The organism is Streptomyces sp. NPDC102258, assembly GCF_055584685.1.
On the sequence record NZ_JBVJLO010000011.1, the window covers coordinates 63,176 to 83,555 of the forward strand.

At 70.5% G+C, this 20,380-nt stretch carries 15 protein-coding genes; 5 read left to right on the forward strand and 10 right to left on the reverse strand.

Features of this window, described 5'->3' with window-relative positions; all coding sequences use genetic code 11:
* Window positions 1-105 precede the first annotated feature (105 nt).
* The 3 genes from ACZ6ZT_RS19865 to ACZ6ZT_RS19875 all read left to right on the forward strand — a co-directional run bounded on the left by ACZ6ZT_RS19865 (window position 106) and on the right by ACZ6ZT_RS19875 (window position 2,994).
* Window positions 106-1,206 (forward strand): ParA family protein, encoded by a 1,101-nt coding sequence (locus ACZ6ZT_RS19865; RefSeq protein WP_469720776.1) that lies wholly within the window; start codon window positions 106-108, stop codon window positions 1,204-1,206.
* Window positions 1,203-2,291, forward strand: a complete 1,089-nt coding sequence (locus ACZ6ZT_RS19870; RefSeq protein ID WP_469720778.1) for a ParB/RepB/Spo0J family partition protein — start codon at window positions 1,203-1,205, stop codon at window positions 2,289-2,291. The genes ACZ6ZT_RS19865 and ACZ6ZT_RS19870 overlap by 4 nt, the downstream gene beginning before the upstream one ends.
* A 79-nt stretch (window positions 2,292-2,370) precedes the next feature.
* Complete coding sequence (locus tag ACZ6ZT_RS19875; RefSeq protein ID WP_469720780.1) at window positions 2,371-2,994, forward strand: GNAT family N-acetyltransferase; 624 nt, start codon at window positions 2,371-2,373, stop codon at window positions 2,992-2,994.
* Window positions 2,995-3,088: 94 nt separating this feature from the next.
* On the opposite strand, the gene trxA is transcribed toward ACZ6ZT_RS19875, so the two are convergent.
* From trxA to ACZ6ZT_RS19910, 7 genes are all read right to left on the reverse strand, one after another.
* A complete protein-coding gene (trxA, locus tag ACZ6ZT_RS19880) occupies window positions 3,089-3,424 on the reverse strand; it encodes a thioredoxin (protein WP_469720782.1) in 336 nt (111 codons plus the stop codon).
* A 49-nt stretch (window positions 3,425-3,473) separates the two neighbouring features.
* Window positions 3,474-4,445 carry a thioredoxin-disulfide reductase gene (gene trxB, locus ACZ6ZT_RS19885; RefSeq protein ID WP_469720784.1) on the reverse strand — a complete coding sequence of 324 codons (972 nt, stop codon included), beginning with the start codon at window positions 4,443-4,445 and terminating at the stop codon, window positions 3,474-3,476.
* A 146-nt stretch (window positions 4,446-4,591) separates the two neighbouring features.
* Window positions 4,592-5,554 (reverse strand): anti-sigma factor family protein, encoded by a 963-nt coding sequence (locus tag ACZ6ZT_RS19890; RefSeq protein WP_469720786.1) that lies wholly within the window; start codon window positions 5,552-5,554, stop codon window positions 4,592-4,594.
* The gene (sigM, locus tag ACZ6ZT_RS19895) at window positions 5,551-6,261 is read right to left on the reverse strand and encodes an RNA polymerase sigma factor SigM (protein WP_469720788.1); all 711 of its coding nucleotides are present in this window, start codon (window positions 6,259-6,261) and stop codon (window positions 5,551-5,553) included. The genes ACZ6ZT_RS19890 and sigM overlap by 4 nt, the downstream gene beginning before the upstream one ends.
* A 25-nt stretch (window positions 6,262-6,286) precedes the next feature.
* Window positions 6,287-8,008, reverse strand: coding sequence for a protein kinase family protein (locus tag ACZ6ZT_RS19900; RefSeq protein WP_469720790.1), 1,722 nt, complete (start codon window positions 8,006-8,008; stop codon window positions 6,287-6,289).
* Window positions 8,009-8,134: 126 nt separating this feature from the next.
* Window positions 8,135-10,312, reverse strand: coding sequence for a murein biosynthesis integral membrane protein MurJ (gene murJ / locus ACZ6ZT_RS19905; protein WP_469720791.1), 2,178 nt, complete (start codon window positions 10,310-10,312; stop codon window positions 8,135-8,137).
* Between the two features lie 46 nt (window positions 10,313-10,358).
* Entirely contained in the window at window positions 10,359-12,626 is a 2,268-nt protein-coding gene (locus tag ACZ6ZT_RS19910) for a DUF6049 family protein (protein ID WP_469720793.1), read from the reverse strand.
* Window positions 12,627-12,809: 183 nt separating this feature from the next.
* On the opposite strand from ACZ6ZT_RS19910, the gene ACZ6ZT_RS19915 reads away from it, so the two are divergent.
* Window positions 12,810-14,252, forward strand: a complete 1,443-nt coding sequence (locus ACZ6ZT_RS19915; protein ID WP_469720795.1) for a CCA tRNA nucleotidyltransferase — start codon at window positions 12,810-12,812, stop codon at window positions 14,250-14,252.
* Between the two features lie 72 nt (window positions 14,253-14,324).
* Here the strand turns inward: ACZ6ZT_RS19915 and ACZ6ZT_RS19920 are convergent, their stop codons facing one another.
* From ACZ6ZT_RS19920 to ACZ6ZT_RS19930, 3 genes are all read right to left on the reverse strand, one after another.
* The gene (locus ACZ6ZT_RS19920; RefSeq protein ID WP_469720797.1) at window positions 14,325-15,605 is read right to left on the reverse strand and encodes an MFS transporter; all 1,281 of its coding nucleotides are present in this window, start codon (window positions 15,603-15,605) and stop codon (window positions 14,325-14,327) included.
* A 104-nt stretch (window positions 15,606-15,709) separates the two neighbouring features.
* A complete protein-coding gene (locus ACZ6ZT_RS19925; protein WP_384997974.1) occupies window positions 15,710-16,792 on the reverse strand; it encodes an inositol-3-phosphate synthase in 1,083 nt (360 codons plus the stop codon).
* Window positions 16,793-16,841: 49 nt separating this feature from the next.
* Entirely contained in the window at window positions 16,842-17,444 is a 603-nt protein-coding gene (locus tag ACZ6ZT_RS19930; RefSeq protein ID WP_469720799.1) for a PadR family transcriptional regulator, read from the reverse strand.
* A gap of 271 nt (window positions 17,445-17,715) precedes the next feature.
* Here ACZ6ZT_RS19930 and ACZ6ZT_RS19935 point away from each other — a divergent pair, with 271 nt between their 5' ends.
* Window positions 17,716-20,361 carry a transglycosylase domain-containing protein gene (locus ACZ6ZT_RS19935; protein ID WP_469720800.1) on the forward strand — a complete coding sequence of 882 codons (2,646 nt, stop codon included), beginning with the start codon at window positions 17,716-17,718 and terminating at the stop codon, window positions 20,359-20,361.
* Window positions 20,362-20,380 lie beyond the last annotated feature (19 nt).

Sequence of the window (20,380 nt, forward strand, 5' to 3'; positions counted from 1 at the left end):
GCTGCGTCCCCCCGTCAACGCAAGGACGCGGGGGGTACGGAGTTTTCCACAACCGTGGATTCATCCACAGGAGTGCGGGCCCCGCTGGTTCACGACCCGGGTGACATGGCAGGCTCTCTTCATCGCGAGCCCGCTGCCGAGGAGAGTGACACCGTGCGGTCCGACGCCAACCTCGCGGGGCCGATGGCCGATCCGGTCCCCGGTCCCCGCTCTGAATCGCCTGGCGAGGATGTTTCACGTGAAACAGCGCCTCCGCCCCTCGTCGACAACGACGACAACGAGGACACCCCGATCGGCCGGGCCGCCCAGGTCGCGGCCGAGACCCTGGGGCGGACCGGTGCCGCTCTGCCGCGGCCTCCGCAGACCCGGATCATGGTGGTGGCCAACCAGAAGGGTGGCGTGGGAAAGACCACGACGACCGTGAACCTGGCCGCCTCGCTGGCCCTGCACGGGGCCCGGGTCCTCGTGATCGACCTCGACCCGCAGGGCAACGCCTCGACGGCCCTCGGCATCGACCACCACGCCGACGTGCCGTCCATCTACGACGTGCTCGTGGACAGCCGGCCCCTGCTGGAGGTCGTCCAGCCCGTGGTGGACGTGGAAGGACTGTTCTGCGCCCCCGCCACGATCGACCTGGCCGGTGCCGAGATCGAGCTGGTGTCACTGGTGGCCCGTGAAAGCCGCCTCCAGCGCGCGATCCAGGCCTACCAGCAGCCGCTCGACTACATCCTGATCGACTGCCCGCCCTCGCTGGGCCTGCTGACCGTGAACGCCATGGTCGCGGGCGCGGAGGTACTGATCCCCATCCAGTGCGAGTACTACGCGCTGGAGGGACTCGGGCAGCTGCTGCGCAACGTCGACCTGGTGCGGGCCCACCTGAACCCGGCCCTGCACGTGTCGACGATCCTGCTGACCATGTACGACGGCAGGACGAGGCTCGCCTCGCAGGTGGCGGACGAGGTGCGCACCCACTTCGGCAAAGAGGTGCTGCGCACGAGCATTCCGCGGTCCGTCCGTATCTCGGAGGCCCCGAGTTACGGACAGACGGTCCTCACCTACGACCCGGGTTCCAGTGGCGCCCTCTCCTACCTGGAGGCGGCGCGAGAAATGGCCCTGCGGGGGGTCGGCATCCATTACGACGCCCAGCACGCCCACCTGGGCGCGGGCACGAACAGCACGCAGAGCATGGCGGAGGGGATCCAATGAGTGAGCGACGTAGGGGTCTCGGGCGGGGGCTCGGCGCGCTGATCCCCCAGGCCCCCCAGGAGAAGACGCCGGCGATCGGGACGGGGTCGGCGTCCCCGTCGGCCGTGCCGGTCCTGATGTCGGAGCGGGGCATCGCCGCGGCGAAACTCGCCGCGCTGGCCCAGGCCGATGTTTCACGTGAAACACCGGTGGCGGACGTGGTGCCGGCTCAGCCGGAACCGGCGGCCCCGGAGGCCGACACGGTGGCGGGGGCGACGTTCGCGGAGCTCCCGCTGGACGCGATCACCCCCAACCCGCGCCAGCCGCGCGAGGTCTTCGACGGCGACGCCCTGGCGGAACTGGTGACCTCCATCCAGGAGGTGGGTCTGCTCCAGCCGGTGGTCGTACGGCAGGCGAGCCCGGGCCGGTACGAGCTGATCATGGGCGAGCGGCGCTGGCGGGCCTGCCGGGAGGCCGGTCTGGAACGCATCCCGGCGATCATCCGCGCCACGGACGACGAGAAGCTGCTGCTGGACGCGCTCCTGGAGAACCTCCACCGGGCGCAGCTGAACCCGCTGGAGGAGGCGGCCGCCTACGACCAGCTGCTCCAGGACTTCCACTGCACCCACGATCAGCTGGCCGACCGGATCGGCCGCTCGCGGCCCCAGGTCACCAACACCCTGCGGCTGCTGAGGCTCGCCCCCTCGGTCCAGCGCCGGGTGGCCGCCGGAGTGCTCTCGGCGGGTCACGCGCGGGCGCTGCTGTCGGTGGATGACACCGAGGAGCAGGACCGTCTCGCGCACCGGATCGTCGCCGAGGGGCTGTCGGTGCGTACGGTCGAGGAGATCGTGTCGCTGATGGGCTCGGAGCCGTCGAGCACGGTGAAGCCCAAGGGCCCCCGCGCGGGAGCCCGGGTGGCTCCGGCGCTCAATGAGCTCGCGACGCGGCTCTCGGACCGCTTCGAGACCCGGGTGAAGGTGGACCTGGGCCAGAAGAAGGGCAAGATCACCGTCGAGTTCGCCTCGATGGAGGACCTGGAGCGGATCCTGGGCACGCTGGCGCCGGGCGAGGGCCGGGTGCTGGAGCAGGGCCTCTCCGGGGAGTAGACCCGAGCGTCACCGCACCCCGCCTCTTCGGACGATGTCCGTACTCGAAGATGCGGGGTGCAGTCGTTACCATGCCGTCATGGGTCGTCGGCTGGTACCGCTCACGCTGGACAACCTCCAAGACCTGCCCAGGCGTTGCAGGAGCTGCGTGTTCTGGGAGCTGGATCCCGTCAGCGGCGAGGCCGCCGTGAAGGCGGGCACCGCGGAGCAGGAGAAGGAGGCGTGGATCTCCGCCGTCCTGCTGGACTGGGGGTCCTGCGGCCGGGTGGTCTACGTGGACGAGGTCCCGGTGGGCTTCGTGCTCTACGCACCGCCCGCCTATGTGCCGCGTGCCGCTTCCTTCCCGACCAGTCCGGTCTCCGCGGACGCGGTCCAGCTCATCACGGCGTGGATCATGCCCGGCTACCAGGGCCAGGGGCTGGGGCGGGTGCTGGTCCAGACGGTCGCGAAGGACCTGCTGCGGCGGGGGGTCAAGGCGATCGAGGCCTTCGGGGACGCGCGCTGGGAGCGGCCCGCCTGCCTGCTGCCGGCCGACCACCTGCTGGCGGTGGGCTTCAAGACCGTACGTCCCCACCCGGCCCATCCGCGGCTGCGACTGGAGCTGCGTACGACCCTGTCGTGGAAGGAAGACGTGGAGCTGGCCCTGGACCGGCTGCTCGGCGGGGCGCGGGCCCGGAAGGAACCGGCGCTGCGTCCGCTGTGAGCGCGGGACACCGGATACGCGAAACGGGGCCGCCCTGGAGGGCAGGCCCCGTTTCACGTGAAACATGGGGTGTGTCAGACGGACACGGTGTGCGTCAGGCGGACTTGACCGTGACGAAGCCGTCGAGGTCGCGCAGGATCGCGGCCTTCGGCTTGGCGCCGACGATGGTCTTGACGACCTCGCCGCCCTGGTAGACGTTCAGCGTGGGGATCGACATGACGCCGTACTTGGCGGCCGTCGCCGGGTTCTCGTCGATGTTGAGCTTGACGATCTCGATCTCGTCGCCGTACTCGGCCGCGATGGCCTCCAGGGACGGGGCGATCTGGCGGCACGGGCCGCACCAGGCGGCCCAGAAGTCCACCAGAACGGGCTTGGCGCTGGCCAGGACCTCGGCGTCGAAGTCGGCGTCGGTCACGGTCTTGAGAGCCACAACGGCCTCCTCTTGATACGGGGTGTGGGGTGTGGGGATGGAGCGCGGATCAGATGGTGGCGGTCGCGTTCGCGGTGGCCTGCTCGGCGTCGGCGAGGGCGGCGAGGAAGCGCTCGGCGTCGAGGGCGGCGGAGCAGCCGGTGCCGGCCGCCGTGATCGCCTGACGGTAGGTGTGGTCCACGACGTCACCGGCACCGAAGACACCGGTGAGGTTGGTGCGCGTGGAGGGGGCGTCCACCTTGAGGTAGCCCTCGTCGTCCAGGTCGAGCTGGCCGGTGAAGAGTTCGGTGCGCGGGTCGTGGCCGACGGCGATGAAGAGGCCGGTCACGGGCAGCTCGGAGGTCTCACCGGTCTTGGTGTTGCGCAGGGTCAGACCGGAGAGCTTCTGGTCGCCGTGGATCTCGGCGACCTCGCTGTCCCAGGCGAACTTGATCTTCGGGTCGGCGAAGGCGCGGTCCTGCATGGCCTTGGAGGCGCGCAGGCTGTCCCGGCGGTGGACGATGGTGACCGACTTCGCGAAGCGGGAGAGGAAGGTCGCCTCTTCCATCGCGGTGTCGCCACCGCCGACCACGGCGATGTCCTGCTCCTTGAAGAAGAACCCATCGCAGGTGGCGCACCAGGAGACACCGCGGCCCGAGAGGGTGTCCTCGTTGGGCAGGCCGAGCTTGCGGTGCTGGGAGCCGGTGGTGACGATGACGGCCTTGGCGCGGTGCACGGTGCCGGCGGTGTCCGTGACGGTCTTGATCTCACCGGTCAGGTCCACGGCGACGACGTCGTCCGGGACGAGCTCGGCACCGAAGCGCTCGGCCTGGCCGCGCATGTTGTCCATGAGGTCCGGGCCCATGATCCCGTCCTGGAAGCCGGGGAAGTTCTCGACCTCGGTGGTGTTCATGAGCGCGCCACCCGCGGTGACGGCGCCTTCGAAGACCAGCGGGTTGAGCGAAGCGCGTGCGGTGTACAGGGCGGCCGTGTAACCGGCCGGCCCGGAGCCGATGATGATCACGTTTCGTACGTCGCTCACGGGTTCTTTCCTCGTCTCTGCGGACTTCGTGGTGCCTACCGGGGGCCGGTGCGGACTCTCACCCCACCCAACGGATCCTAAGCCGCAGGCATTCCCCTTCTGTCCGCCCCCGGCTCAGAACGCGCCGGGTGCTGCCGCCGTACCGCTCAGCTGCGGGGATACGTGCTGGTCAGGAGCGGCTTTCCCGGGGCCTGCCCCGGATGGTCCACGCAGTCGGCGGGGACGACGTAGGCGTCCACCAGGGCGGGGTCGGCCGTATGCGGAACGACGACGAGGTACACGGGGGTTCCCTGGTAGGTGCCGAGCTCCGAGGCGACCGGGGTGTCGGCGCGGCCGGTGGACTGCTGTACGCAAGGGGGCACCGGCGCTGGCTCGGGCGCCGCCTGCCGGTCGGAGGGGGCCTGCTGGGGGGAGGTGGTGTCCAGCCCCATGGTCTTGTTGGTGTGGTTCTGCCCGGCTGTGGCGAGGAGGCGGTGGACGGAGTCCTCCAGCCCTTGGACCGTATATCCGTCGCCGCCCCGGGGGCGGGCGGCGCTGGACGTCTGGTGCGTGGCGCCGTCGGGTGTGCCGGTGCCCGTGAACCCGCCGAACAGGTAGACACCGAGCGCGCACGCGGCGGCCCCGGACAGACCGGCGAGCACCGCGATCCGGCGGCGGGCACGGCGTCGGCCCGGACCGGTTGGACCGGACGGGTGACCGGTAGGGCGCAGGGCTCCGGTCCGGCCGGGCGCGGAGGCGGGTGTTTCACGTGAAACATCGGCTGTTTCACGTGAAACATCGCTGCGGGTCTCGGGCTCCGTCTCGGTGCGGGGGGCCTCTGCGGAGGCGGTGGACCGGCGGGCGGTGGAATCGAGGAGTGCTTCGGCGGCCAGGGCGGCATCGACGCGTCCAGCGACGGCGGAGGGCATCCGCGGGGGGCCGGGGAGCGTGCCGAGGAGGGAGCGGATCTCCTCCAGCGAGGCGAGTACGTCGGCGCACAGGGAGCACTGGCCAAGGTGGCGGCGTACCTCGGCGGTGCGGGGCGGGGAGAGCAGCCCTTCGGTGAGGTCGGAGATCTCCGAGACCTCCGGGTGCCGGATCGTGCCGGCAGTGCCGGTCGTCGGGGTCACGGTCGTCCACCTCCGCCCTTCACAGCGTCTGGGTCTGGATCCCTCGAACCGGAATCCGTGGCGTCTGCCGCAGGTGGGACGGGCGTCCCCGGCGTCCGGTTCCTTCCCCGCTCCGAAGCGGGGTTATCCCCGGCATTCGAGCGCAGATGAGTGAGCAGCGGGAGGAGTTTCGCCCGGCCGCGAGCGCACCGGCTCTTCACGGTGCCGGTGGGCACGCCGAGGACGAGGGCGGCTTCGGCGACGGGGTATCCCTGCATGTCGACGAGGACCAGGGCGGCCCGCTGATCGGCCGGGAGGGTGCTGAGGGCGGCCAGGAGCTGGCGGTGGAGGTCGTGGCGCTCCGCGGGGGCCTCGGCGGACTCGTGGGGCTCCAGGAGGCGCTCCAGGCGGTCCGTGTCGTCGAGCGGCGAGGTCCGGCGGGAGGCCGCCTTGCGGGCACGGTCGAGGCAGGCGTTGACGGTGATCCGGTGCAGCCAGGTGGTGACGGCGGAGTCACCGCGGAAGGTGTGGGCGGCTCGGTAGGCGGAGACGAGCGCGTCCTGCACGGCGTCGGCGGCTTCCTCCCGGTCGCCGAGGGTGCGCAGCGCGACGGCCCAGAGCCGGTCACGGTGGCGGCGTACGAGCTCGCCGAAGGCGTGGGGGTCCCCGTCGACGTGCAGCGCCAGGAGTTCCTGGTCGCTGTGTTCCCCGAGCGCGGCTTCGTCCAACGGTGAGCCCCTCCCCTGGTGTGCGTCAGCCCTTGAACTTCACATCCGTGAGGCCCTGCTTGAAGCCGGCGTTGCTGAAGTCGTCGTAGGGGGCGTACGGCATGGCGGTGAGCCACACGAGCACGTACCGGGTCTTGACCGGGGTCTCGGCGGACAGGTCCACGGTGGTGTCGTTGGTGGTCGTGCCCGCGATCTTCTTCATGCCGCTGACCGACTTGCCCGGGTGCATCGAGTCGGTGGCGTACAGGGTCAGGTTGGTGTGGTCCCCGGCGAACTTCAGCAGTATCGAGGCGGCTCCGACCTCCTGCTCGGAGCCGAGGTCGTAGATGACCCCGACGCCGGGCTTGATCTTCACCTCGGGGCCGTCCATGAAGGACTTGGTGCGCCAGTACGTGGACGTGTCCCCGTCGAAGCTCTTGTAGACCCCCTCGGCGTTCTGCGGGGTGCCGTCGGGGTAGTACTCCGCGGCTCCCTTGATGGGGAGCGGGGCGGGGGCCTTCTTCTCCGGGGTGTCGTCCGTCTTCTGCTGCTGGGTGCGCGTGGTCTCGCCGGTGCCCTGCTTGTTGCGTCCCAGGAGGGTGTCCGCGAGCTGCCAGCTGCCCAGGCCGAGGGCGGCGATGAGCAGGGCGGCGACGCCCCACTTCAGAGCGCGGCCGGTGCGGCTCTGCAGCGGGGGCGGCGGCGGGAGCACCGAGGGCGACAGGACGGTGGGCGCGCCGATGGGCGCGGGCCGGCCGTAGCTGCCCTGCTGGTAGGTGGTGTGCTGGTACTCGGGCGGGGCGGTGAAGGCGGGCTCCGGCGGCCGGATGCGGGGCATTGCGGCGACGGCCTTGGACAGTTCTTCCGGGGTGGTGCAGGCCGGTTCCTGACGGGACGCGGTGGCCCCGTCGTTGGCCAGGGCGCGCATGGCGAGTTCGCCGAGGCCGCGGTGGACCCCGGCGCGGACCTGGTCGGGGGCGATCAGGCCGACGCCCTTGGGCAGGCCGCTGAGGCCGTAGGCGTCGTTCTCGTACGGCCAGCGCTGGGTGAGGGCGGCGTACAGGAGTGCGCCGATGGCCTCGGTGTCGGCCTGCTGCGGGGTCTCGCTGGTGATCCCGCGCAGGGCGGCGTTCACGGCGAGGCCGCGGATGCGGTACTGGCCGGAGGAGGTGCGCAGTATCGCGCTGGGGGTCAGGCGCAGATGGGCCAGGCCCTCGCGGTGGGCGGCGGCCATGGCCTGGGAGACCTGGCTGACGAGCTGGTAGGCCTCGTGGGGCTCCAGCGGGCCGGCGGCGAGGATGGCGGTGAGTTCGGTGGCGTCGGGCAGCCACTCGTGCACGACGTAGACGAGGTCGTTCTCCTCCACGGCATCGAGGACCTGGACGAACCGGGGGTCGCCGAGCAGGGCGGAGGAGCGGGCGGCGGCCAGCACCGTGCGGGCCCGCGGGTGGTCGGCGGGCAGGAGGTGGACGCCCACCGCGCGGCGGAGCTTCTCGTCCATCGCCCGCCAGCTGCTGAATCCGTCCAGACGGGTGACGCACTCCTCCAGCCGGTAGCGCCGCGCGAGCTTGTGACCGCTGTGCAGTTCGGGCGCGGCCGCGGGTGCCGGGCTTCTGCGTTCGCCGTCCTTCTCGGGCATGGGTCCGTCCGCGGCTCGTCCGTCCTGGGTGTCCACCCCGTCGGCCGTGGCCTGGGCCGCATCTGCGGCCAGCGGCTCGTCGCCGCTGTTGTCGGCCACGTCGACGGCAGCCGTGCTACGTTCCGCCACCGTCGTCCCTGCCTCCCCATCCGTTGCGCGCTGTCGGCCAGTCTGCGAAGCCATGCCAATTGTGCCCACAGTCCGGCCCTCCGCACGACACACGATCGGGGCCCGGTCCGCCGGCGGGTGTCCGCATCAGCGGCCCAGGCGTCCGCGGACCATTCCGACCATCGCGTTGAGCTCTTCGATCCTCATCCGCTTCGCGGCGACGAGGAACACCGCGCCGAGCGCGATGCCGCCACCGACCAGGGCGGCGAGGGAACCGGTGGCGCTGCTGCCCAGCCAGTGCGTGATGGCGTAGGCGACGGCTCCCGCCACGGCGGCGGCCGGTACGCAGGCACCGATCAGGCGGGTGTAGGTCCGCATCACGTGGGCGCCGTCGAGGTCGCCGCCCAGCCGCTTCTTCAGACGGCGCCAGGCCACGCCGACGCCGACCGCGTAGCCGAGGCCGTAGGCGGCCGCCATGCCGACGACGGCCCAGCGGGCGGGGAGGACGAAGAAGGCGAGCGTGGAGACGCCGGCGTTGACGGCCGCGACGATGACGGTGTTGTAGAAGGGGGTCCGGGTGTCCTCGTAGGCGTAGAACCCGCGCAGGACCACGTACTGGACGGAGTACGGGATCAGGCCGAGACCGAAGGCCATCAGGATGAAGCCGATGTTGGTGGCGTCGTCGGCGCCGGTGCTGGCGTACAGCAGGGTCGCCATCGGGACGCCCAGGGCCAGGAAGGCGAAGGCGCAGGGCACGATCGCGACGGCCGAGGTGCGCAGGCCGTAGGAGATGTCGTCACGGACGGCCGCGGCGTCCCCGTCGTGCGCGGAGCGGGAGATGCGCGGCAGGACCGCCGTCATGACGGAGACGGTGATGATGGCCTGCGGCATCTGCCACAGCAGCAGCGCGTAGTTGTAGCCGGTGATGCCGGTACCGCCGTGACCCTGCTTGTCGGCGACCTCACCCGCCCAGGTGGCGAGCTGGGTGACGACGACGAGGCCGATCTGGTTGGCGAGGACGAAGAAGAACGTCCACTTGGCCAGTCCGGCGGCCTTGCCGAGGCCGTGGCCCTTCCAGTCGAACCGCAGGCGCATCTTGAAGCCGGCGTCACGCAGGTAGGGGAGCATCGCCAGGGACTGGACGACGAGACCGAGGAGGGTGCCGATGCCCAGCAGGCGGACGCCCTCGGGGGTGATGGTCTGCTCGGAGACGCCGGTGGCGGTGAAGCCGCCGAACGCCCAGATGAAGGCGCCGAAGGTGGTGATGACGATGATGTTGTTGAGGACCGGGGTCCACATCATGGCGCCGAACCGGCCGCGGGCGTTGAGGATCTGACCGAGGACCACGTGGACGCCCATGAAGAACATCGTGGGCAGGCAGTAGTGGGCGAAGGCGACGGCCACGTCGAGGCGCTGCGGGTCGTCGGCGATCTTCTGCGACATCATCGCGATGAACAGCGGCGCGGCGAGGACGCAGAGGGTGGTGACCGCGCCCAGCAGCACCACGACGAGCGTCAGCAGCCGGTTGGCGTACGCCTCTCCGCCGTCGTCGTCGTTCTTCATGGCGCGGACGAGCTGGGGGATGAACACCGCGTTGAGCGCGCCGCCGCCGACGAGCACGTAGATCATCGTCGGCAGGGTGTTGGCGACCTGGTAGCTGTCGTTCAGGGTGGTGACGCCGATGGCGCCGGCGATCACCAGGGTGCGGGCGAAGCCGGTGATGCGGGAGACGATCGTGCCGGCCGCCATCAGGGCGCTGGACTTGAGCAGGCTGGAGGCCCGGCCGGCCGGCTTGCTCGGCGCCGGGGCCGCCACGGGGGCTTCCTCGGCCGGGGCGCCCGGGGCCGCCTGCTGGTCGCGGTAGAGGTGGGTGAAGGCGTCGGGCCGGGGCTGCTCCTCCGCCGCGTTCGTCACGAGCGAGTCCACCCCGACGAACTGCGTCGTCGTCGCGCGGTCGCCGTACGGAAGGTGGCGGGAGGGGCCGTCGGGCTCGGGCGGCGGGGTCTGGGCCCAGACGCGCGGGTCGGGGCCGTGCGAGAACGCCTGCGGGGCCGCGTACAGCGGACCGGGCTCCTGGTAGGTGCCGGGCGGCGGCGGGGGGTGCGAGGCACGGTCGTAGAGGACCTCGGCGACGGGGTCCTGCGCCGACAGGTCCTGCTGCCGGTACGGGTCGTAGTCGTAGGCGTCCTGGACATACGGGTCGTGGTCCGGCGCGGGCGCGGGCGCGGGAACCTGCCCGGGCACCGGGGCGCCCGGGGCAGTGCCCTGGGAGGGCATCGGCCCGCCAGTGCCCTGCGCGCGGTCACCGTCGTACGGCGCGTTCATCGCAACCCCACCTCATCGTCCCCAGGCCGAACGGCCACGGCATCGCTCAACGGTTCACTGTCTCACCCGTGCCGGACCCCTCGGCGCTTTGCGGTCCGGTGTCCGTGGACACGTCACTCGGCTGCGTGTCCTCCTCGGAGACCGCCCGCGCGGCGACGCGCTTGCGGCTGGCGTACATCTTGATGCCCGCCAGGACGAGGAGGAGCACGCCGCCGGCGATGACGAGCATGACGGTGGGAGTGATCTCGGTGGCCTCGACGGTGAACCTGCGTTCCTTGCCGTAGGGCACGCCGTCCTTGGTGAAGAGCCGCGCGGTGACCTCGACCGGACCGCTCGCCGTGGCATTGGCGGTGAACTTTACCGTCTGGCTGTGGCCGCCCTGGACGGTGACCTCCTGCTCGGCCTCACCGCTGTTCTCGAACATCAGACGGGTGGGATTCGCGGACTTCACGCGCAGTACGAGGTTGTGCACGTCCTGCACGAGGCTGTTCTGGACGCTGACCGGGATGGTGGCGCTGTGGCCGGAGAGGGTGGCGTCCGACTTGGGGACGACCTTCACCTTGTCGGCCAGTCCGATCAGGTACTCCTGCACCTGGTCCCGGTAGATGCGGCCGTCGTCGTCGCGGCCCCGCCAGGTGGTCGACATCTCCCGGTTCGTGGTGTTCCCGAAGGGGATCTCGACCCGGTCCGGCGCCGTGAGGATGACCTTGAAGTGGTCGAGCGTGTTCTGCGTCGTCCGGATCTGCTCGAACGCCGACACCGGAAGTTCCTGCTTGGCGAGCGCCTCGGGGTACTGGCCCGCGCCGGGGACCTGGGTCGCGGCGCCCGGGTCCGGCTTGGCGGCGGCGGCCGCCTCCAGGTCGGACGGCTGGGTCCAGCGCGCCGCCTGGAGGCCGCGCAGGGCGGTCGCCATCGAATCCGCCTGGGTGGCGGTGGGCCTGCGCTGGGGCGTGACGACGTAGCTGCGGGGCTCGTCGCTGTTCTGCAGGTTGAGGGCGAGGCTGTGGGCCAGGAACCGCTGGACGGCCAGCACGGAGTTCCCGGCGCGGGACATGTCGCCCTCGAAGGCGGTGGACAGATCGGCGTCGGCGACGACCGCCGTCGTGCCCGCGCCGATGGGGCGGGCGGCGGACGGGGTGTACCCGAGGGTGCCCGTCTCCTGGAGGCTGTCACTGCGGGTCAGGACGTTGTGCGCGCCGGCCGAGGTGGCGACGTTGACGATCGACGGGTCGATGGCCCCATCCACGGGCCACGAGAAGTCGGTGGACGGAGTCACGTGCAGCACCGTCTCGACGGCCTGCTTCGCCTTGTCCGTGGCCGGGCGCAGCTGGCCCAGGGTGCCGGACACGTCCTTGCCGCGGTGGGCGAGGGAGGCGATGTCGGGGTCGGCGAACGGCAGCGCGACGACCTTCTTGCCCTGGACGGCGTTCTCCAGGGCGCTCAGCCACTGCTCGGCGACGGCCTTGTTCTTACCCGGCACGGGCTTGCCGTCGGGGTCGGTGCTGCGGACCCGGTAGCCCTTGGTCATGGCGTCGACGGTGGTGAGCAGGTCGGGGTCGATGACCCAGGTGACCGGGAGGTCCTTGCCGAGGGAGACCATGCGCTCCAGACGGCCGCCGGGCGCCAGTTCTGCGGCCAGGGAGTCGTCGAGGAAGACGGGGGTCTGGAGCTCGTCCGAGCCGGTCTCCGCGGTGACCCGGGTGGTGGAGATCAGCGGCCAGACGTAGGTGAGGGAGGACCGCTTCGCGGCGGGGTCCGGCTGCCAGGGCAGGAAGGTGCGCTGGATGCCGAGGACCTGTTCGGAGGGGTGGCTGTCGGTCGTGCCGGACAGGGAGACGCCCAGCTGGTAGACGCCGTCGGCGCCGAGGTCCAGCTTGTTGACCGGCACCTTGATCGTGAACTGCTGGGCGACCTTCGAGGGCAGGGAGTCGACCTTCGCCGCGAAGGCGGAGTCGATCTCCCCCGGGTCCACGCCGGGCCGGAAGCCCTTGCGGTCCGCCACCTCGCCGATGGACGAGCGGTCCCCGAGCATGGGTCCGACCCGCAGGCCGACGTGGGCGCCCTTGATCGTCTCGCGGCCGTTGTTGGTCACCGTGCCCGAGATGGTCAGCGTGTCGCTCTTGACCGGAGCGCTGGGGGTCACGTCGTTCAGCTGGACGTCCACGGAGCTGTCGGCGGCCTGGGCCGGCGGGGCGGGGGCGTAGATCAGGGCGGCCAGTACCGGCGTCCCGGTGAGCAGGACTGCCGCCCGCCGCAGCCATCGGCGCCGGGCGGGAGCGGAAACTGCCCCCTGGATGTCTGCCGCCTCGGCCACGCGCCCGCCCGTCCTCGAAGTGTCAGTGGTCGTCGTTTCTGCGTCCACGCATGGTAACGAGGCGCGCTGTGCGCGAGTGCCGCGCCTTGCTCCACATGATCGGTCCGGGCCGGGGGCCCGGGGCAGGGGGGCCGCCGGAAACGGGGGAGCCCGCACCGGGCGGGCCACGTACCCTTTTCTGTTGTGCCGAACGCCAATGAAGACAACCCCAGTGCCCTGAGTCAGGTGCAGCGCCGAGCGGTCAGTGAACTGCTGCGGGTCGCCCCTGTCGCCGACGAGCTCGGCCGCCGCTTCCAGGAGGCGGGTTTCCGCCTCGCCCTGGTCGGTGGTTCCGTCCGCGACGCGCTGCTCGGGCGTCTCGGCAACGACCTCGACTTCACCACCGACGCGCGTCCCGAGGACGTGCTGAAGATCGTCCGGCCCTGGGCCGACTCGGTGTGGGACGTCGGCATCGCCTTCGGCACGGTCGGTGCCCAGAAGGAGGGCTTCCAGATCGAGGTGACGACGTACCGCTCCGAGGCGTACGACCGCACCTCGCGCAAGCCCGAGGTCTCCTACGGCGACTCGATCGAGGAGGACCTGGTCCGGCGTGACTTCACCGTCAACGCCATGGCCCTGGCCCTGCCTGAGCAGGAGTTCGTCGATCCTCACGGTGGCCTGGAGGACCTGGCCGCCGGGCTGCTGCGGACCCCGGGCACCCCGGAGGACTCCTTCTCCGACGACCCGCTGCGCATGCTGCGCGCGGCCCGGTTCGCCGCGCAGCTGGACTTCGAGGTGGCCCCCGAGGTCGTCGCGGCCATGAAGGCCATGTCCGACCGGATCGAGATCGTCTCGGCGGAGCGGGTGCAGGGGGAGCTGAACAAGCTGCTGCTGTCCGCGCACCCGCGCAAGGGTCTCGGGCTGCTCGTGGACACCGGTCTCGCGGACCGGGTGCTGCCCGAGCTGCCCGCGCTGCGGCTGGAGAGCGACGAGCACCACCGGCACAAGGACGTCTACGACCACTCGCTGATCGTGCTGGAGCAGGCGATCGCGCTGGAGGAGGAGGGCCCGGACCTCGTCCTGCGGCTGGCGGCCCTGCTGCATGACATCGGCAAGCCGCGTACCCGCCGGTTCGAGAGCGACGGCCGTGTCTCCTTCCATCACCACGAGGTGGTGGGCGCGAAGATGACCAAGAAGCGCATGACCGCGCTGAAGTACTCCAACGACATGGTCAGGGACGTGTCCCGGCTGGTGGAGCTGCACCTGCGCTTCCACGGCTACGGGGACGGGGAGTGGACCGACTCGGCGGTGCGGCGCTACGTACGCGACGCGGGTCCGCTGCTGGACCGGCTGCACAAGCTGACCCGCTCTGACTGCACCACGCGCAACAAGCGCAAAGCCAACGCGCTCTCGCGGACCTATGACGGCCTGGAGACGCGGATCGCCCAGCTCCAGGAGCGGGAGGAGCTGGACGCGATCCGCCCGGACCTGGACGGCAACGAGATCCAGCGGGTGCTGGAGATCGGCCCGGGCCCGATGGTGGGCAAGGCCTACGCCTTCCTGCTGGAGCTGCGTCTGGAGAACGGCCCGATGGGGCACGACGCGGCGGTGGCGGCCCTCAAGGAGTGGTGGGCCACCCAGGCCTGAGGTCCGGCCGGGCACGTTTCACGTGAAACATCACGGGATGTTTCACGTGAAACGGGAAACGGGAGGCATGTTTCACGTGAAACGTGGCGCCTGCCGCCTCCCCTGCCGGTGCAGGAGCACGGCTGTGGCGGCGTAGAGGACGGCCACGCTCAGCACGAGCGTGGCCGAGCGGCCGTCCGCGGGGAGCACGAGCGCCGCCACGGCGGCTGCTCCGACGAAGGCGACGTTGACCAGGACGTCGTACACGGAGAAGACGCGGCCGCGGAAGTCGTCGTCGACCTGTGACTGGACGACCGTGTCGGTGGAGATCTTGGCACCCTGCGTGGCGAGGCCGAGCACGAAGGCGGCGGCCAGCATCGGTCCGGGGGCGAAGGCCAGACCGAGCGCCGGGACCAGGACGGCGGCGCCCGCGGCGCAGACGACGATCCACCCCCGTGTGCCCAGTCGCCCGACGACCCAGGGAGTGACGACGGCGGCCGCGAAGAACCCGGCGCCCGAAACCCCGATCGCCATGCCCAGCAGCGCCAGCCCGTGGGCCTCGTCGTCCGACCAGGAATAGCGGCAGAGCATCAGCAGCATGACGAAGAGGGCTCCGTAGCAGAAGCGCATCAGGGTCATCGCGGTGAGCGCCTGGGCGGCCTCGCGCCGGGCGGCCAGGTGCCGCAGGCCCTGGACCATGCCCCGCACGGTGAGGGCGATGCCCTGGACGACCGTCGGATGGACGCGGCCCGGCGGATGGTCGGGTCCCAGGAGGTCCACGGCCAGCCGCAGCGCGGCCAGGGCCGCGCACAGGTAGAAGGCGGCGCCGACGAGCACGACGAGGGCGTTCGAGTCGGAGACGAACAGCCGCACGAGGAAGGCGAGGCCTCCTCCGGCGGTCGCCGCCAGGGTTCCGGCGGTGGGCGAGAGGGCGTTCGCGGTGACCAGCTGGCCGGCGCCGACGACCCGCGGCAGGGAGGCGGCGAGCCCGGCGAGCACGAAGCGGTTGACGGCGGTCACCGACAGGGCCGAGGCGTAGAACAGCCAGTCGGGCACGTGCGCGACGATCAGCACCCCGGTCACGCAGGCGAGGACCGCCCGCAGCAGGTTGCCGTAGAGGAAGACCTGCCGGCGCCGCCAGCGGTCCAGCAGTACGCCCGCGAAGGGGCCGACCACGGAGTAGGGCAGCAGCAGTACGGCCATGGCCGAGGCGATGGCGGCGGGAGAGGTCTGCTTCTCCGGGGAGAAGACCACGAAGGTGGCGAGCGCCACCTGGTAGACCCCGTCGGCGGCCTGGGAGAGCAGCCGTACGGCGAGCAGGTTGCGGAAGTCCCGCAGGCGCAGGAGTACGCGCAGATCCCGTACGACAGGCATGAGGGCAAGGGTCACACACGCCGAGGGTCCCCGGGCACATCGCCCGGGGACCCTCGGCGGAAGAACAGTCGACGACCAGGTGTCCGTGAGGACCCTCGGTCCGGCTAGCGCTCGACCTCGCCCTTGATGAACTTCTCGACGTTGGCGTACGCCTCGTCGTCGAAGTACTGCACCGGCGGGGACTTCATGAAGTAGCTCGACGCCGACAGGATCGGGCCGCCGATACCGCGGTCCTTGGCGATCTTCGCGGCGCGCAGGGCGTCGATGATGACACCGGCGGAGTTCGGGGAGTCCCACACCTCGAGCTTGTACTCGAGGTTCAGCGGGACGTCGCCGAACGCACGGCCCTCAAGGCGGACGTAGGCCCACTTGCGGTCGTCGAGCCACGCGACGTAGTCGGACGGGCCGATGTGGACGTTCTTCTCGCCGAGCTCACGGTCGGGGATCTGCGAGGTGACGGCCTGCGTCTTGGAGATCTTCTTCGACTCGAGGCGGTCGCGTTCCAGCATGTTCTTGAAGTCCATGTTGCCGCCGACGTTGAGCTGCATGGTGCGCTCAAGACGGACACCGCGGTCCTCGAACAGCTTCGCCATCACGCGGTGCGTGATGGTCGCGCCGACCTGGGACTTGATGTCGTCGCCGACGATCGGGACACCGGCCTCGGTGAACTTGTCCGCCCACTCCTTGGTGCCGGCGATGAAGACCGGGAGGGCGTTGACGAAGGCGACCTTGGCGTCGATGGCGCACTGGGCGTAGAACTTCGCCGCGGCCTCGGAACCGACGGGCAGGTAGCAGATCAGGACGTCGACCTGGCGGTCCTTGAGGATCTGGACCACGTCGACCGGGGCCTCGGCGGACTCCTCGATGGTCAGGCGGTAGTACTTGCCCAGACCGTCCAGGGTGTGGCCGCGCTGGACGGTCACGCCCGTGTTCGGGACGTCGCAGATCTTGATGGTGTTGTTCTCGCTGGCGCCGATGGCGTCCGAGAGGTCGAGGCCGACCTTCTTCGCGTCGACGTCGAACGCGGCGACGAACTCGATGTCACGCACGTGGTAGTCGCCGAACTGGACGTGCATCAGACCGGGGACCTTGGCCGCCGGGTCGGCGTCCTTGTAGTACTCGACGCCCTGCACCAGCGAGGCGGCGCAGTTGCCCACGCCGACGATGGCTACGCGAACCGAACCCATTCCGGTTGCTCCCTGTTTGTTCTCGGACGAGGCCTGCGAGATGCAGACCTCACTTTGCAGTTTCGTCGGACGGTCCGGGTCGTCTCTGATCCCGTCCCGCCCGCTCGCTCTCGATGAGCTCGTTCAGCCAGCGCACTTCACGCTCCACGGATTCCATTCCGTGGCGTTGCAGTTCGAGCGTGTAGTCGTCGAGGCGCTCCCGGGTGCGGGCGAGGGAGGCGCGCATCTTCTCCAGACGCTCCTCCAGCCGGCTGCGCCGGCCCTCCAGCACGCGCATCCGTACCTCGCGTTCGGTCTGGCCGAAGAAGGCGAAGCGGGCGGCGAAGGACTCGTCTTCCCAGGTGTCGGGACCGGTGTGGGAGAGGAGCTCTTCGAAGTGCTCCTTACCCGCGGCCGTCAACCGGTAGACGATCTTTGCGCGGCGCCCTGCGAGTGATGCGGCGACGGCGTCCTCCGGGGCGCTCCCCGGTTCCTCGATCAACCAGCCGTTGGCGACCAGCGTCTTGAGGCAGGGATAGAGGGTCCCGTAGCTGAACGCCCTGAAGACCCCCAGTGAGGTGTTGAGCCGCTTGCGCAGCTCGTAACCGTGCATGGGGGATTCGCGGAGCAGGCCGAGCACGGCGAATTCGAGGATGCCTGAGCGCCTGCTCATCCGCCTGCCCCTCTCTGCCCCTGAGTTTATGCCGAGCTGATGTATCGGCTCGATACATCCAGACGATAGAACGGGCCGCTCCCGGCGACAAGGGGTGACGTGGTGACCGGCGTCACATCACCAATTCGTACGACGCAAGTTGCCTGATTTGGGGTGAACTTCGGCACTGGTTGGGTTTTGACCGTGCGTAGTCTGTGCGGGCAAGACTCCGGGGTAACCGGAATCATCTGCCGCTTCCAGGCCACTCGCCTGCCCGAGGAGTAGTCGTTCGATGAGCGAGCACCGCCGCAAACCGCCGCAGTCCCAAGGTGGCGGCCGCGCCGCCTCCCGCCGGGCTGCCCAGCAGCGCCCCGGCCGGGGCTCCGGCCCCGGGCGTGACGTTCCCACCGCTTCGCCCTCCGCCGCGCCCGGCGGGCCGTACGCGGGGCCGTCCACCCCCGGCAGCCGCGCCGACGCCCGACGGGCCGCCCAGCGGGGAGCCGCGGGCCGTGGCCGCGCGGGGGCCAAGGGGGGCAAGGGCGGCAAGAGCGGCCGGTTCATCAACTACCCGCGCGCCGAGAAGGAGGGCTGGAAGCGCTTCGTCCCCTCCTGGAAGCTGGTCGGGGGCACGATCCTCGGCTTCTTCGCGGTCATCTTCGCGGGCGCGGGCATCGGCATCGCCAGCGTGGGAACGCCCGACCCGAACAAGGCCGCCGAGGCCCAGAACAACGTCTTCGAGTGGGAAGACGGCACCCAGATGGTCGCCACGGGCGGCTCCAAGAACCGCCAGAAGGTGACGATCGACCAAATTCCCGTATCGATGCGGAATGCCGTGATCGCCGCGGAGAACGAGTCCTTCGAGACGGACAAGGGCGTCGACCCGATGGGCATCGCCCGCGCGGTGGTCAACATGGCCTCCGGCGGTTCCACCCAGGGCGGGTCGACGATCACCCAGCAGTACGTGAAGAACATGTACCTGGACTCCGAGCAGACCCTGAAGCGCAAGATCACCGAGCTCTTCATCTCGATCAAGCTGGGTGTGTCCGAGTCGAAGGACAAGGTGCTCGCCGGCTATCTGAACACCGCCTACTACGGCCGAGACGCCTACGGCATCCAGGCCGCCGCGCGCGCCTACTTCGGCAAGGACGCCAAGGATCTCAACCCGTCCGAGAGCGCCTTCCTCGCCTCCATGCTCAAGGGCCCCAACCTCTACAACCCCGACGGTGGCGTCGGCGCCGCCGCGACCCCCGAGCTCAACGAGGCACGGGCACGCGCGCGCTGGGCCTGGGTCCTCGACCGCGAGGTCGCTGTCGGGCGGATGGAGCGGTCCGAGCGCGACAAGTACAAGGACTTCCCCGAGCGCGTCGACCTGGCCCAGGCCGGCGGCATGACGGGGCAGGTCGGCTACCTGGTCGACGTGGCCAAGGCGTACGTCATGAAGACCGGCGACATCAGCGCCGAGAAGATGGCGCTCGGCGGCTACACGATCCGCACCACCTTCCAGAAGCCCAAGGTGGACGCCCTCGTGAAGGCGGTCGAGGACACCCGCAACGACTTCCTGGACGAGAAGAAGCGCCCCGAGTACGACACGTTCGTCCAGTTCGGCGCCGCCTCGGTGGACGTGAAGTCCGGAGCGATCGTGGCCCTGTACGGCGGCCCCGGCTTCGACCAGAAGCACTTCACCAACAACGCCAACACCTCCGGCGTCCCGGTCGGCTCGACCTGGAAGCCGTACGTCCTGGCCGCGGCCCTGGAGTACGGCACCCAGAACTCCAAGGGCGAGGGCATCTCGATCGACAGCAAGTACAACGCCGACGACCTCACGGTGATCAACAACCGGCAGGGCAAGCCGCTCCTCAACGAGAACGGCGAACCCTTCAGGCAGAAGAACGAGAGCCCCGAGGCCCACGGCTACGTGACCCTCAACGAGGCGATGCGGCAGTCGATCAACGTGCCGTTCGCCCAGCTCGTCTTCGACGTCGGCCACAGCAAGGTCCGTTCCGTCGCGAAGTCCACCGGCATCCTGGAGGAGTCGATGGACAAGAACGACAACGCCTCCTTCGCCCTGGGCACCTCGACTCCGAGCGCCATCCGGATGGCCGACTCGTACGCCACCTTCGCCGCCTCCGGGACGCACCGCGAGCCCTTCTCGGTCTCGAAGGTCATGAAGGACGGCCAGCAGCTGCCCGGCTTCGAGCCCCCCAAGGAGGCCCGGGCCATGGACGACGCCGTCGCGAACAACATCACCAAGGTGCTCCAGAACGTCGTAGAGAACGGCACCGGCACCAAGGCGAAGAAGCTCGGCCGTCCCGCGGCGGGCAAGACCGGCACCACCGACCAGAACAAGTCGGCCTGGTTCGTCGGCTACACCCCGCAGCTGTCGACCTCGGTGACCCTCTTCCGCAACGACCCCAACGCCAAGGGCGCGGACCGCAAGCTGCTGTCCATGAACCACGTGGGCGGCGTCGACTCCATCCACGGTGGTGACATCCCCGCCGTGATCTGGACCGAGTACATGCGCGAGGCGCTCAAGGGCGCGCCCGTCAAGGAGTTCCCGGAGGCCGAGGACATCGGCGTCGTCGCGGACGCGGCCGGCGCCCCGAAGCCCACTCCCCCGGCGGCCCCCTCGCCCTCGGTCTCGCCCTCGACCTCCCCGTCCCCCTCCCCGTCGCTGGTGTCCCCGTCCCCGTCCGACGGCGGCAAGCCGTCCTGCAAGCCGTGGAACATCTTCTGCGACCCGCAGACGGCGGCCGGCGCGGGCAACGGCGGCAACGGTACCGGCGGCAACGGGAGCAACGGCGGCAACGGCAACGGGGGCAACGGGGGCAACGGCGGCCAGCCCGCCGGCGGCACCACGGGCGAGGCCACACCGCCCGGCAGGCCCGGCAGGCCCGGCGGAGTGACCGGCTGGGGCACCTCCACGGGCACCGGAGGCTGATCCCCGCCCGCCCCGTACC

What these genes read in the sequence shown, in the direction of transcription:
- ACZ6ZT_RS19930 (WP_469720799.1), bottom strand. Translation starts at nt 17,444, where the DNA reads ATGAGCAGGCGCTCAGGCATCCTCGAATTCGCCGTGCTCGGCCTGCTC.
- murJ (WP_469720791.1), bottom strand. Translation starts at nt 10,312, where the DNA reads ATGAACGCGCCGTACGACGGTGACCGCGCGCAGGGCACTGGCGGGCCG.
- ACZ6ZT_RS19875 (WP_469720780.1), top strand. Translation starts at nt 2,371, where the DNA reads ATGGGTCGTCGGCTGGTACCGCTCACGCTGGACAACCTCCAAGACCTG.
- ACZ6ZT_RS19920 (WP_469720797.1), bottom strand. Translation starts at nt 15,605, where the DNA reads ATGCCTGTCGTACGGGATCTGCGCGTACTCCTGCGCCTGCGGGACTTC.
- ACZ6ZT_RS19925 (WP_384997974.1), bottom strand. Translation starts at nt 16,792, where the DNA reads ATGGGTTCGGTTCGCGTAGCCATCGTCGGCGTGGGCAACTGCGCCGCC.
- ACZ6ZT_RS19870 (WP_469720778.1), top strand. Translation starts at nt 1,203, where the DNA reads ATGAGTGAGCGACGTAGGGGTCTCGGGCGGGGGCTCGGCGCGCTGATC.
- ACZ6ZT_RS19865 (WP_469720776.1), top strand. Translation starts at nt 106, where the DNA reads ATGGCAGGCTCTCTTCATCGCGAGCCCGCTGCCGAGGAGAGTGACACC.
- ACZ6ZT_RS19935 (WP_469720800.1), top strand. Translation starts at nt 17,716, where the DNA reads ATGAGCGAGCACCGCCGCAAACCGCCGCAGTCCCAAGGTGGCGGCCGC.